11 protein-coding genes are annotated in these 13,521 nt (G+C 58.1%); 7 read left to right on the top strand and 4 right to left on the bottom strand.

Annotation, left to right across the window (positions count from 1 at the left end; translation table 11 throughout):
- Positions 1-345 precede the first annotated feature (345 nt).
- The 3 genes from AC1DKV_RS17140 (at position 346) to AC1DKV_RS17130 (ending at position 4,582) form a co-directional block, all read left to right on the top strand.
- Positions 346-2,127, top strand: coding sequence for a putative bifunctional diguanylate cyclase/phosphodiesterase (locus AC1DKV_RS17140; RefSeq protein ID WP_477137679.1), 1,782 nt, complete (start codon positions 346-348; stop codon positions 2,125-2,127).
- 8 nt (positions 2,128-2,135) lie between these two features.
- A complete protein-coding gene (locus tag AC1DKV_RS17135) occupies positions 2,136-3,560 on the top strand; it encodes an HDOD domain-containing protein (RefSeq protein ID WP_477137678.1) in 1,425 nt (474 codons plus the stop codon).
- 236 nt (positions 3,561-3,796) lie between these two features.
- Positions 3,797-4,582 (top strand): alpha/beta fold hydrolase, encoded by a 786-nt coding sequence (locus tag AC1DKV_RS17130; protein ID WP_477137677.1) that lies wholly within the window; start codon positions 3,797-3,799, stop codon positions 4,580-4,582.
- A gap of 112 nt (positions 4,583-4,694) precedes the next feature.
- Here AC1DKV_RS17130 and AC1DKV_RS17125 read toward each other — a convergent pair whose 3' ends face one another.
- Both AC1DKV_RS17125 and AC1DKV_RS17120 read right to left on the bottom strand, forming a co-directional pair.
- A complete protein-coding gene (locus AC1DKV_RS17125; RefSeq protein WP_477137676.1) occupies positions 4,695-5,690 on the bottom strand; it encodes a GlxA family transcriptional regulator in 996 nt (331 codons plus the stop codon).
- A gap of 414 nt (positions 5,691-6,104) precedes the next feature.
- On the bottom strand, positions 6,105-6,500 hold the full coding sequence (locus AC1DKV_RS17120; RefSeq protein ID WP_477137675.1) for a CoA-binding protein: 396 nt from the start codon (positions 6,498-6,500) through the stop codon (positions 6,105-6,107).
- A 622-nt stretch (positions 6,501-7,122) separates the two neighbouring features.
- On the opposite strand from AC1DKV_RS17120, the gene AC1DKV_RS17115 reads away from it, so the two are divergent.
- The 3 genes from AC1DKV_RS17115 (at position 7,123) to AC1DKV_RS17105 (ending at position 10,033) form a co-directional block, all read left to right on the top strand.
- A complete protein-coding gene (locus AC1DKV_RS17115; RefSeq protein ID WP_441619099.1) occupies positions 7,123-7,827 on the top strand; it encodes a response regulator in 705 nt (234 codons plus the stop codon).
- Between the two features lie 5 nt (positions 7,828-7,832).
- Positions 7,833-9,140, top strand: a complete 1,308-nt coding sequence (locus AC1DKV_RS17110) for an ATP-binding protein (RefSeq protein WP_477137674.1) — start codon at positions 7,833-7,835, stop codon at positions 9,138-9,140.
- A gap of 92 nt (positions 9,141-9,232) precedes the next feature.
- Entirely contained in the window at positions 9,233-10,033 is an 801-nt protein-coding gene (locus AC1DKV_RS17105) for a MipA/OmpV family protein (protein ID WP_477137673.1), read from the top strand.
- On the opposite strand, the gene AC1DKV_RS17100 is transcribed toward AC1DKV_RS17105, so the two are convergent.
- Together AC1DKV_RS17100 and AC1DKV_RS17095 are read right to left on the bottom strand one after the other, a co-directional pair.
- Positions 10,013-10,495 (bottom strand): C40 family peptidase, encoded by a 483-nt coding sequence (locus AC1DKV_RS17100; RefSeq protein WP_477137672.1) that lies wholly within the window; start codon positions 10,493-10,495, stop codon positions 10,013-10,015. The two genes, AC1DKV_RS17105 and AC1DKV_RS17100, sit on opposite strands and share 21 nt — an antisense overlap.
- Positions 10,496-10,713: 218 nt before the next feature.
- A complete protein-coding gene (locus AC1DKV_RS17095) occupies positions 10,714-11,946 on the bottom strand; it encodes a class I SAM-dependent methyltransferase (RefSeq protein WP_441619091.1) in 1,233 nt (410 codons plus the stop codon).
- A 532-nt stretch (positions 11,947-12,478) separates the two neighbouring features.
- Here AC1DKV_RS17095 and AC1DKV_RS17090 point away from each other — a divergent pair.
- Positions 12,479-13,483 carry a GlxA family transcriptional regulator gene (locus tag AC1DKV_RS17090; protein WP_477137671.1) on the top strand — a complete coding sequence of 335 codons (1,005 nt, stop codon included), beginning with the start codon at positions 12,479-12,481 and terminating at the stop codon, positions 13,481-13,483.
- Positions 13,484-13,521: the final 38 nt, after the last annotated feature.

The following is a 13,521-nucleotide window of genomic DNA, read 5'->3' as shown; positions in this document are numbered from 1 at the left end:
AGCGCGCGCTCCGGACGAATGGCCCGCCGGATGCCCGGGCCACCTGCTGTTTGAACGTTCAGGCCCGGGCTTCCGGCGGAACTCCGGACTGTCGTACAAAAGCAACAAAAAGCTGGCGCGAAGCAAGTCCCCGGGCGGCTCMGGTATTTTCCCCGCCCAACGCTGCGCATACGAGGGCAGGCACGGCCCGAATAGCCGGAATACCTGAAAATCCGTGTCGCGGTCTTTAGAATCGGGCCTGGCCGTAACGCGCTGCCCGCCAAAGCCGATTCCCATTATTCGGGTGATTATGGTATTAGTTTCAGGCTGAGGCTAGCCCACAAAGGACTACGAGTTAAAGATCCCATGACATCGTATACGTATGATGCTGTTCTGACGGACGTACCTCCGCATTMGCTATCTTCCGTCGGGAATCCGCACGTATCGTCTGATGTATCGGCGCAGGACGCCTGGGCACTGCTCGAGACCTCCGGTGGACTGGCTTTGCAGGTCGACACCGCGGGGAGAATCCTGTCCGCTACMGAAGCTTCGGCACAGCTGCTGGCGTACCCCCGGGAATATCTACTCAAATCGTCGGTACTCGACCTAGTCTCGCTCGAGCAGTGCGAACAGCTCGCGGCGATGCTCACGGCCTGCGAGCGCGACGGCGACGTCAAATGCGGCCAGGTCAGGTTCCTGGGCGGAATTGGCGAAAGCCGGTGGCTGGACCTCCGCATCGCCCCCTGCGCGAACGACGACGGCAACGCGTATCTGTCCTTGTTCGGGCACGACGTCACCCACTGGGTCAGTAACGAACGACGGCTCATCGACGAATCCTTCCTTGACCCCCTGACGGGCGTAGGCAACCGCGCATTGATGAGCAAGCGCATTGCCGAATGCTTTGCGCAAGCCGGGGCAGGAACGGCGCCCTTCGCCGTTGCCTTGATGGATCTCGACGGGTTCAAGCGGGTGAACGACTCGCTGGGCCATGAATTCGGCGATGCCTTGCTCAAACAGGTCAGCCTGCGCCTGCTGGGCACCGTGGGTCCGGGGGATATGGTGGCGCGGCTGGGTGGTGACGAATTCGTGCTCCTGCTGTCCAGGGTCGCATCGGAAGCGGCTGCCGTCGCCACACTGGAACGAATCATCCACGTCTGCAGGCAACCGTTTCATCTCGCGGGCTGCCAGGTCCGTGTCACCACCAGCATCGGCCTGACCTTCGGCACACACGCATCCCAGTCCGAGTCGCAACTGCTCAAGCATGCAGACCTGGCCATGTATGACGCAAAGGCCCAGGGCAAGAATCGCTACTGCGTATACTCGCCGGAACTCGGCCATCGCCAGGACGAGCAGTTCCGCATAGAGCAGGCCATATTCGAGGCTATCCAGAACGGCGAGTTCGTTCTCCACTACCAGCCTATCGTGTGGCCCGAATCCGGCAAGGTCTGCGCGGTCGAGGCGCTGATGCGATGGGAGCGAAAGGCCGAGCCCATCCCGCCGGACGTATTCATTCCAATTGCCGAGCATAACGGACTCATCAATCACCTCGGAGCGTGGGCGCTTCGGTGCGCTTGTGCGCAGCTCGCGGGATGGGACGCCCAGGGGATGCAGGTGGGATATATATCGGTCAATGTCTCGCCCGTTCAGTTCAAGCATCCGGGATTCGCCGCCAGCGTCAGAAGGGCAATTCACGACGCCGGCATCAGCGCCGAACGCCTGGTTCTCGAGATCACGGAAAGCGTATTGATGACTGACCCCGAGGCAGCACAGGAATTGCTGATGGAATTACGCGCACTGGGCGTCCGGTTCGCGGTTGACGATTTCGGAACCGGTTACTCAAGCCTGTCCTACCTGCGGCGCTTCCCGCTATCCGCGTTGAAGATCGACAGGAGCTTCGTGGCCGACATGATGGACTCGCCGCATGCGCGGACCATCGTATCGGCCGTGCTCTCGCTGGCGCGGGAACTCGGCCTGGTGGCAATCGCGGAGGGCGTGGAATCGGTAGAGCAAAATCAGCTGCTGGCCAGGCACGGATGTGCGCTGGTTCAGGGGTGGCTATATTCGAAGGCGCTCAGCGCGCCGGATTTTGAGAGCATGACTCGGGCCGGTCAATTGTTATTTGACGATTCCCAGGCATTTGCGAAATAGATGCCATCATGTCAAAGAAACAGTTCTTCGAAATGCTCTGGAGCCGAATGGCTCAGCAAGGGGACTTCCCCACACTGCAGTTCAGCATTGACAACATATTCAAGACGCTGAACAGCGACAGCAGCGTCGGCGAGATGGCCGCCGGCGTACTGTCTGACTTCAGCCTGTCGCAGAAGGTCATTCGGCTGGCCAATTCCGCCATGTACCGCACTTTCGGCGGGGAGGTGACGACGGTATCGCGCGCCATCCTTGTGCTGGGTGTCGATGCGATAAGCCATCTCTCGCTGGGGGTCCAGCTTCTCGAGTATTTTTCCGGGGTCGCCGCCAACCGCCCGCAGGCTGCCAAGGCATTGCAGCAAACGCTGATTGCCGGCGAGCTCACAAGGGCCCTGAGCAACGCGCAGGGCATAGGCCAGGCGGAAGAGGCCGTGGTCTGCACGTTGATGCATCACATGAGCCGCCTGCTCCTGGTCTTCTACTTTCCTGAAGAATGGAATCAGATCCAGGATTCCTGCCAGGAAGACGCTGCCGKGGAAAGCGACGCAATCCAGCGTGTGCTGGGCGTGACGCTGGAAGACATCGCGCAGGCGGCCGCCATCAAATGGCGGCTGCCGTCCCTGATCGCGACCTCGATGACGCGGGCGAGCTTCGACAAAGAGACACCGCTGGAGTCCCATGCCGACTGGCTGGGTGCAATGGCCAAGGTTTCATCGCAGGCCGCGGCGCTGATCTGCAGCGGGGAACCGGAGGATGTCGTCCAGGCCGCGATACTGGAGCTCGCGCAAACGCTGGGCCTGCAACCCGAGGCCATCGAAATCGCGGTAGCGCAGGCGCAGACACTCAATGCCTCGATGCGCGACGCCGCATCCGCGGACACCGCCGAGGCGGTCGCGCCAACGAACTCAGCCAAACCGCACGACGCTCTCGCGCGCCTGCGGCAGAGCCTTGGCGAGATACAACGCGAAGGCGGCGAGCTGCCAATTTCCGAACTGGCCCCGCTCGTTCTCGAATCCGCCATGCGGGCACTGAACTTCTCGCATTGTTTTCTCATGCTGCTGAACCCGAAGGCAAAGCGCTTCGGGGCGCGTATCGGATTTGGCGACGGCATGCGAGAGAAACTGGAGGCGCTATCGTTCGAGGAGGGCTTTGTCCCGGATATATTCCACTTTGCCGCCACCGCGCGCAAACCGCTGGTGATCGAAGATTCCTTCGACAAGGAAATTGCCCACCGCGTGCCCCGCTGGTACCGTGAACAGTTGCCCGATGCCACCTCGATCCTGCTGGCCCCGGTGACCATCAGGAATCGCTGCGTCGCACTGATCTACGGAGACTGGGGCACGACCGCTTGCGTGGGCGGCTTGTCGGAGGAGGAACTGGAAGCGATGGAACTCCTGACACGAGAAATCTCATCGAGCTTCCTCAGGTCTGCCTGACCCTTCAAGCGGCGCAGTCCCCGGCGGCACTTGCGAAAGGTCGGCGGGATGCCCGGACATCTTGTGCAATTCCCGGACAATGCGCAGTCAGGAAGGGACACCTCCCCCACCTCGCAGTGAGATATCCCGCCTGGGGACATAGAATCGTGATGCTGTGGTGAGGGAGTGTCGCCAGGAAGATCCTGGCTCACCGTACAGCGGCAACGAGATGCATGCGCATCTGTGGAGAGTCGACTGTGAAATGCTTTGCGGTKAACGGAGTGAACGGAGTKAATCTCAACGTCGTCGAACGAGGCGAAGGAGCCCCCATTGTCTTCATTCACGGACTGGGAGCAAGTCTCGAAAGCTGGGATGAAGAGGTAGCGCACTTTGCAAAGCAGCACCGCACGATTGCGTATGACGCCCGCGGGCATGGACAGTCAAGTCGCGGAGGAAAGTTCGGTCTCGAACATCATGTCGAAGACCTCAGGTGCCTGCTGGATGCACTCGGGATCGATCACTGCACCGTGATGGGAGCTTCCATGGGCAGTTACATCGCCCAAGGCTTCGCCGCCACATATCCGCAGCGGGTCAAGGAGTTGGCCCTGATTGTGACCAAGAGCAATGGTGCAACGTCCTCTTCCGCCCGCATCCTTGAGKAGCACAAGCTCGAGGTGGAGCACCTGACACATCGGGAAACGCAAGAGTTCCTTCTTGGGTTCGCCTTCGGACCCTATGTGGACCCTATCAAGAAGGATGCTCATATCAAGAGGCTTATGCGCTCTCTTCTATCAGAAGACGAGATGGCCGCGGCGGGGGGCGCACTCGTCGGCTTCGACTTCCGKGGAATTCTCCCCAAGATCAGTGCAAAGACCATCGTTATCTCAGGAGCGCACGACCGGCTCAATCCGCCGCAGGAGGGCGCAGCCTGCGCTTCCCTCATTCCGGGTAGCCGGTTCGTTGAGCTCAGCCGGTCTGGACATTTCCCGGTAGTTGAACAAGCGGACGACTACTTCCAGGCATTGGACAGCCTGCTTGGCTAACAAAGGCAATGTGTCGAGCTCTCATTAGTGCCACGTTGCCATGGGCTTTGCGAATCGCAAGAATAGACCTGTACATTGGTAGCTAGGGTGAACCGCTTGTGTTGCTTTGGCATCAGGAGATGTCAACTCCCAATGCCCCGACCCTCCCGGTCACGCCGCAATGCGGAAGCCGCCTGTATTCGGCCGGCGAAACGCCAAGTCGCCTGAGGAAGGCTCGCCTGAGGCTATTAGGGTCACCGAAGCCCGTAAGGGCAGCCACACGTTTTAGCGGATTCCTGGTCTCTTCGAGCATCCTGCGTGCGGCATCCAGTCGCGCTCCCTCAACGAAATCCGCAGGCGTCACGTTGCACTCCTGTTTGAAGATGCGGGCAAAGTTTCGCGTGCTCATCCCCGCATGGGCGGCCAAATTATCCACTGAAAGCTGCTTGTTCAGATTTTCCACCACCCAATTCTGGACATCCCGAATCACGCTMTTCTCTGCAGTCTGCGCAGCCAGATGCGCACTAAACTGGGATTGGCCACCGGGCCGCTTGAGGAACATCACAAACGCACGGGCAACTTTCAGKGCAATCGMTCGCMCAAAGTCCTCCTCTACCATAGCAAGCGCCAGGTCCAACCCTGCCGTKACGCCAGCGGATGTGTAGATATTTCCATCCTTCACATAGATCTGGTCCGGCTCCACCTTTACCTTGGGGAACATTCGGCCCAGCCTGGCAGTTGAGTTCCAATGTGTTGTTGCACGTCTTCCATCCAACAACCCTGTGTGCGCCAAGAGAAGCGGTCCCGAACAGACCGAACCAATCCGACGAACCGTCTTGGCGTAGCGATTAAGCCAATCTCGTATTGCGGTGTMCTTTTCAGCAAGATTCACCAAAGGACTACCGGCGATCAGAAGCGTGTCTATATCGGGGCTGCTGGTATCAAGCGTAGCATCCGGCGTAATCTTCATTCCGTTCGATGCAGTCAGAATGCCGGGCGTTGGCGACACAATCTCGAACTGGTACGCGCCTGGATTTCCTGCCTGACGCGCAGCCTCGTTGAAGACATCGATAGGCCCGACCAAGTCGAGCATCTGGACACTCGGGAAAGCAAGTACAGCGATTTTCATAGCAACAACAGACGTAGATGGCCGGGCGACCGCCTCAAAGGGAGAGAGAGAAAGAGAGCGATACCGCTCCCGCCAGTCGGCAATCGGTAACGTGCAGACGCATCAGCGCGTGCCGATATCCGTAACCGAGCCTTCTCTCCGCAACTGCCGACGCTCATAGTGTCGACAGAACGTGAACTCCGCAGTAAGCAAGACGATACGTTGGCGGAGAAACCACAGGCGAGCACTTCGTCGTACATAAGCGAGAAAGGGTTTTGCAGGCCAGGCCAAACCAGACCACGGCCCGCCTCGCGGTCAGCTCCCGGAGCATGCGGGGATCTTTCACAGTCAGAACATAGTTCTTCGATGCTTKGTTTTGTAATGCGCGACTCCCCAGACTCTTGAGAAGATGCAACAATCGGAGGACCGGAGCGGCTATTCTCCCCACAGCTTCATTAGCTCAATCTTCGGACAGCGATTCTGCACTGCAAGCAGCCACCCCATACGGGCCCACTTCACCGCCTCGCTATTAACGATGCCAAGCTGGAGCCACACCCCACGAAGCCCAAGAAGAACTGCCTCTACGACCTCCGGCGGGACATCACGGCTTTGCCGGCAAATATGAGCCCATTGAATCCGTTCGCCCACCTCCGCCAGCTTTGCCGCTGCATCAGTCAGGCTGGAATGGCATAGCTCGCCCAATACTCTTTGGCCCGCGTGACKGGGATTGACGGGCACGATGCGAAAGCCATCGCGCTGCAGAAATCTGGCTACTTCATAGCTAGCTGTGTCTGGAATGGTGGAGAGGCCGACAATTGCGACGGTTTTCATTGCCAGTATTGCGCGAACTTCACATATTCCCCCATTGAATACTTCCCTCCTTTGTTTCGAGATGCTCTCCCTCCAAAAATCGATATCAACATGTGTTGGCCTCGCCTGTACCGTAACTCTGCATCAGCATGGTCATGACATCCTCCCAACCGTATCTATGCCTCAAACTCTACGTCTTTCCTTCCAGGATTTTTTTCACAACTTTGTTTGAATTTGTCGAAAAATATAATGTGTATTCAACGGCTACTTTAACGGTGGGCGCAACGATGCGCATCGTATGCCGCGCCCCGCCGAGGGACGAGGCGTCGCAAAAGACCATCCCACCGGGAGCCTGGGCTACGCGCCGAGCCTTTMATCACTTTCGAGCTCGATTGGTCTGCACTCAAACTTAGCCAAAATTATGGCAAATCCAGCCATATATGCTGGTGGTAGCACACGCCAGCTTTCACCTTGCTGGTRTGCTAGGCAGAATGGCAAATTCGGCGCGCCGGCTCTCATAAAGTGATGCAGATGTTCTCTTCTGCGGCACTGCATGCCGTGGTGCCGATTTTGATAGGTGAATATGGCGCTTGCCGCTGCGAGACTCGGTACGCGCGCCAAGGCCTAGACGATGGATGTGGGGATGGACAGTACGAAGCGCAGACTACTGCTCGTAGAGGATGACAATAGGCTAGCGAAACTCATCTCGGAGTATCTGAGTGAATTCGACATTGCGACGAGCACGTGCAATCGCGGGGACGAGGCCATAGCCGCGTATCAGGAACTGAAGCCAAACCTGGTTGTTCTAGACCTGATGCTACCTGGGCTGGACGGAATGGAAGTCTGCCGTCGCCTAAAGCAAATCTCGTCGGTTCCGATTCTCATGCTGACGGCACGTAAAGACCCTTACGACCAGATCGTAGGTTTGGAGTTGGGTGCCGACGACTTCGTAGCCAAGCCCGTCGAGCCGAGAGTCCTCCTGGCACGGGTTCGGGCCCTGCTGAGACGTAGTGAACAAAACTCCGCCTCCATTCGACACGAGAACTTGAAGATTGGGGGTCTGGAAATTCACTTGAGCGACCGCCGAGTCGTCTGGCGTGAGGAGACCATCCCACTTCGCACCAAGGAGTTCAACCTCCTTCTTGTGCTGGCGCGGCAGGCCGGAACTGTACTAGATCGAGACCAAATTCTTAAGGAGCTGCGTGGCTTTGGCTTTGACGGCTTCGACCGGTCGGTTGACAACTACATTTGCAGGCTGAGACGTCACTTCGAGGACTCATGGGATAAGCCTGAACGCATCAAGACCATTTGGGGCCAAGGCTATTTATTAAGCCCTTCGGCCTGGTAGCAACCGTGCKACGCTTCCTTATCCGATTGTATGTATTTGTCCTGGTTGCCACTTTTTCCGCAATTGCATTGGTGGACCTTGGCTTGCCGCGGGTCTTCCATAGCCGGTACACCGAGATGCAGCGGGAGGCCGTTCAAGGGTACTCCGACCTACTCTCGCAACGCATCCTCTCCCATCCATACGCCGAGTGGCCGCATGTCATCGACGATCTGAATCTACGCAGCCGCAACCGGCTTTCGCTGGTATCAATTCCTCCGTCCGACCTCATACACGAGCAGGACCTCGCAGACCTGCACGATGGTCTCCCGGTGTTCGCAGCCGACGGCAACGCTTTCTACCTGCGCCTTGGCTCGACAACGTTAGCCGCCCGCGTTGGAAAAACAAAGTTCAGAACACAGGCCGTCTTCTACGCCGCGTACGGAATTGTCGCAGCGCTGGTTCTCGCCGCAAGCTTGTTATGGGTGCGTCGCCATTGGACTGAACTGGATTCACTAAGCTCTGTCGCCGAAGAGTTCGGGCACGGCGACATGTCCGCGCGCTCGCAGCTCCCCCGAACATCCTACATATCCGGACTAGCTCGCCGTTTCAATCAGATKGCCGATCGCATCGAACTCTCTTTTGAGGCGCAGAAGCATCTGATGAACGCCGTGTCCCACGAACTCCGCACGCCAATCTCTCGCGTCGCCTTTGAGCTAKAGCTATTGAAGTCATCCACCTCTCTAAGCAAGGTACATGCGCGCGCGGAAGCAATGCATGGGGATATCAAGGAACTGGAGTCGCTCGTAGCCGAGATTCTTGAACTCGGCCGCCTGGAGCACCTGCTGCCGGGCGTAACTCGCGCACCGTTCGATGTCCAACCCGTCATCGAGATGGCGATAGAGGCAACCAGGCCTGAGGCCGCCGCTGCGAACATTTCTGTCCACGCCCAGCTTAATKGCGTTTCCCGTCTATGCGGCGAATCGCACGGCATTGGCCGCGCCCTCGCGAATCTTCTTCGTAATGCCATACGCTACGCCACCAGCAGTGTGGTGATCACTGTCCTTGAGACGTCAGGTCATACGGTCACCATCTCCGTGGAGGATGACGGGCCCGGCGTCCCTGAGGGTCAGAGAGTGCTGGTCTTTCAGCCATTTCATCGTCTTGACAGCAGTCGCGACAGACGCACGGGTGGCCATGGCCTCGGCCTCTCTATCGTCATGCAGGTCGTGAAAGCACACCATGGGTCCGCCGTATGCGAGCAGTCCAAACTGGGGGGCGCTCGCTTCGTCATGCTTCTTCCTGGAGCGTCCGCCGACGGACGCAAGATGGCCTGACAACTGGAGACAAATCTACACAAAGCCATGACCCACGCAGGCAGGCTCCATTCGTATAGTCGGATGCACTATCAACCTGCCTGTTTTTTACCATGCGCAATCTACTACTACTCCTCGGCTGCTGTACCTTCGGTTTCGCCGCCGCATCCACCGTGGATAATCAGACTGGGAGTCAATCTCCATCGTCGACGACGTCATACAKCGTCGGCCTGGCCGGGGGTGTCGTGCCGAGGTACCTGGGCAGCAAAGACTACCACGCGGTGGCACTTCCTACCTTCGCCGTGACTTTGCCGAATGGACTCTTTGCCTCCGCGACAGACGGCATCGGAGCCCGTTTCAGTTCATCCAGTGGCTTTTTTGGCAGTGCTGCATTGACMTACGATCTGGGACGAAAGGACGAGAATCGACCTGGGMTCCCGGGCTCCGACCACCTGCGCGGCATGGGTGACATCAGCGGCTCCGCTGTCAGCGTCCTCCAACTGGGCTTTTCCCTGACCCCGCAGATCTCCCTCACCTCAACTTTCAGGGTTCCGCTCACGCACCGCGAGCGCGGAATCACTTCTCGTACCGCAGCGAAGTTCGACTTGGCAAAGACTGACCGGGATGTTGTTTCCCTTGATGTCGGCGTGCTCGCCGGAACCCGCAAGTACAACCAGACCTTCTTTGGAGTAACGGGGTCGCAAGCTCTCACTTCGGGCTTCAATGAATACGCCGCCCATTCCGGCGTATATGGCGCCGACTCGAGACTCGTCTGGACCCATAAGCTGACAAGCAATTGGGCTATCACCAGCGCAGTTTCGGTTACTGGCTTGCTCGGCGATACGGCGCGAAGCCCAGTTGTCCAGCGACGCCTTGCTGTGTACGCGCTATCGTCAGTCAACTACACTTTCTAAACAGGCTTCGGCCTGTCCGTGCGAGTCTGATGAGGCTCGAAGCGAAACAAACCGTCTGGAAGCGAATCGGCAGACACACTGAGGACAGCGCCTGACACCGTTTACGATCGACCGCCACCGGAAGGAACGAATCGACCCGTACTCGACGGTCCCGCACTTGCCGAGTACGTGAACGAAGGCGCCTTCGGACAACAGGATTCCCACGTGGGAGAACGCTCTCATCTCGGTATTGAAGAAGACGAGGTCGCCCGGCAACGCCTCGGACAGTTCTACGCGCGGGAGCAGTTCTGCCGCCATCATCAAGTTCGCGGGGAACGCTCGTTCCGTTGTCTGCTCAATCACGTGGCGGACAAAGCTGAAGGCGCCGAAACCGCTTTCCAACGTTCCCAGGCCCGTGACGCAGCGATGACCGACCATGTTCTCGGCGTAATTGGCAATCGGGTTACTGCTATGGCGCACCATGCCCCCTTACACAGGAACATCAACGCGCCTGGCCTGGTCGAAGCGACCGTGCCAGTATTTCGCATTCATGCTCTCAGCCCGCACTGCGCCTCCCTCCGCTTCAGTTTCCCGAAATCCTTGGCGCATGGTCATATGGCTTCCGAAGGCCAGACGAGAGTTGAGCGACTCGCAAGATCAGGTCGCCACGACAGCAAGTCGCTAGCCGTGGGACCTGACTATTACTCCGTCTTTCGGTACATGTACTTCCGCGACCAGGGGATGGACCCCGCGTTGCGACGAGCCTTCTGCCCAACGACCTGGTAGATGGCCACGTTGTCGACATCAAACGCAAACGCGCAACCCGCCAGGTATACGCGCCAGATTCGATACTTCTTCTCACCGATGGCCTCGCGAATCTCCGCGGCCTTCTCCTCAAAACGCTCGGTCCACATAGACAGGGTCTGTGCGTAGTGCCTTCGCAGATTCTCGATATCGAGCGCCTCGATTCCGCCCTCTTGCATCGCCTTAAGTGCCAACGAGATATGAGGTAACTCACCCTGCGGGAAGACATACTTATCGATGAATCCGCCACCGCCATGGGGCGAGTCTGCACTAGAGGCATCGCTTGATGTGATGCCATGATTCATCACGACCCCACCCTCCGACAGCAAGGAGGCGACTTTCCCGAAATAGCGCGGCAGATTCTCCAGGCCGACGTGCTCGAACATGCCAACACTGGTAATCCGGTCAAAGGTACCCGCAACGTCGCGATAGTCCTGCAGGCGAATTTCGATCGACGACGCTAGACCGAGCCTCTCCACCCGCTCTTTGGCAAAGCGATACTGATTCTCGGAGAGGGTGATGCCAACGCACTTCGCCCCGTATTTCTGGGCGGCGCGAATGACAAGGGCACCCCATCCGCAACCGATATCCAGCAAAGTCTGCCCTCGCTGGACGCGAATCTTCGTCAGAATGTGGTCAATCTTCTTTAACTGGGCGGAATGCAGGGTCTCGCTTCCATCCTCGAAGTAGCCACACGAGTACACCATGTTCTCGTCCAGCCAGAGACTGTAGAACTCGTTGGAGACATCGTAATGATATTCAATGGCGGCCTTGTCTTCGTCCTTGGAATGCCCCAATCGCCGGACTGTCTGGGCCAATCGGTCCCACGTGCCCCCATCGTCCGAGCCCAATTCCGCGAGGCGATAGCCCATATGGATAATGTCGGTGATRTCGCCATCAACATCGATTCTTCCTTGCACATACGCTTCACCAAGACTGTCCAAGCTTGGCGATACAAGGTAAGGCAACGCTCTTGAGTCGCGTACCGACAACGTTACTTTCGGGTTCCCGAAGCGTCCCAGGTCGAAGGCGCTTCCGGTCCATAGCTTGATCCGCACCGGGACGTCCGCATCTTTTCTGACCCGAGCAACCCACCGTTCCAACCCTGCATCAACAGCCATTCGCAGCATACATATCCCTTCATTGAACCGAATCGAGCAAATCCCCAGCAAACGAATCGGTCCATTTCTCCAATGAATCTTTCGCTCTCTCATTCAGAGCCATCGCTAACCGGACCGCMGGATCGCTTCATCTGCGACGCTACGCCAAGCCGATTAACTCCAGGAACATTCTCGATTGCGGTGCTTTCCGGGTAAAGAGTCCCCACGCGGCATGGCCCGCCAACCTTGGGACAGTTTCCGCCACTACGGTTAGGCGGCCCCTTGAGCCGCCTGCAAAGAACGATCCACCGCACATCGGTCTAACCGAAATTTCAACTACGGTCATCAATGCCCCGTGAGTTGAAACCAGAAAAGCTCCACAACCCGAGACGATAGTTACCTCGCACGCGACTTGTGGATGCACATTACGTTAATTCCATCTTCATGATCTGCCCGGCAACAGATTCAGACTTTGATGCATGACATACGGCCATCTTAGCGACATTGTTTGGTTTAAATAATAGACTCGTTTCGTATCATCCAAGACCGGAATTTTCCCATCATGCACATAGCTATCTTGATCTTCCCGGGCGTGCAATTGCTCGATGTCGTCGGCCCAATGGATGTCTTCAGCGAGGCGGCGAGACAGGCAGGAAGCCCTCACGCGTATCGAATCAGCTTGGTGGGAATCGACGGAAACGTTGTCATCGCTTCCAACGGCATCCGTGTTACGCCAAACATGACCATTGCCGATTACCTCGGGGACATTGATACGCTACTGGTACCCGGGATGCAGAACAGGACGGCAATGGCGGTCGGGGAGATCACCGTGCAATGGCTGAAAKACCAGGCAAAAGTCGTGCGCCGGCTGGGCTCCATCTGCTCTGGCGCCATGGTGCTGGCCAACGCAGGGCTGCTGGACGGGAAGCGTGCCACGACCCACTGGGACGCCACAAACCAGCTCGCCGCCAGGTTCCCTCGTGTTCAGGTCGAGCCCGATAGGCCCTACATCAAGGATGGGCAGGTCTATTCATCCGCTGGCGTTACCGCCGGAATGGACTTGGCTCTCGKGATGGTCGAGGAAGACTTTGGGAAGTCCGTCGCGATGAAAGTGGCGCGGGAGCTTATCATCTTCCCGCGCAGGCTCGGAGGGCAGCTCCAGTTCAGCGGGMGTTCATGTGGCCCGCGGGTGCGGCCGCACGGTGAGATTTTCGAGGTGCAGGAATGGGTGCGCCGAAACCTGGACAAGCCGCTGACGATTGAGCAACTAGCCCTGCAGGCTGCCATGAGCCCGAGGAACTTCCAGGCGAAATTTGAGGAGGAGGCCAAGGTGGCACCAAGCATCTTTGTCGAGTCTGCCCGTGCAACCGAGGCAAGCAGACTGCTGAGGGAGACCACTTACCCGATTGCAAAGATTTGCACGATGTGCGGATTCTCGGATTCCAAGGAGTTCCGGTTCGTCTTTCGGCGACACTATGGGGAGAGCCCGCTCGCCTACCGCAGACAATTCGCCGGGCAGGCAAAGTCCGTTGACCCGACGGGTGGCCACGATGGCATGCAGGGATAGGGCGTCCAGCAAGCCAAGGCCGCCCCGGGGTTGGGCGG

This window comes from Cupriavidus sp. 05T41, assembly GCF_056396525.1.
Note: the sequence above shows the minus strand (reverse complement) of the source record. Positions and strands in the feature narration are given on the sequence as shown.

Coding starts and splice junctions, on each gene's coding strand:
- AC1DKV_RS17115 (WP_441619099.1), top strand. CDS start 7,123: ATGGACAGTACGAAGCGCAGACTACTGCTCGTAGAGGATGACAATAGG.
- AC1DKV_RS17100 (WP_477137672.1), bottom strand. CDS start 10,495: ATGGTGCGCCATAGCAGTAACCCGATTGCCAATTACGCCGAGAACATG.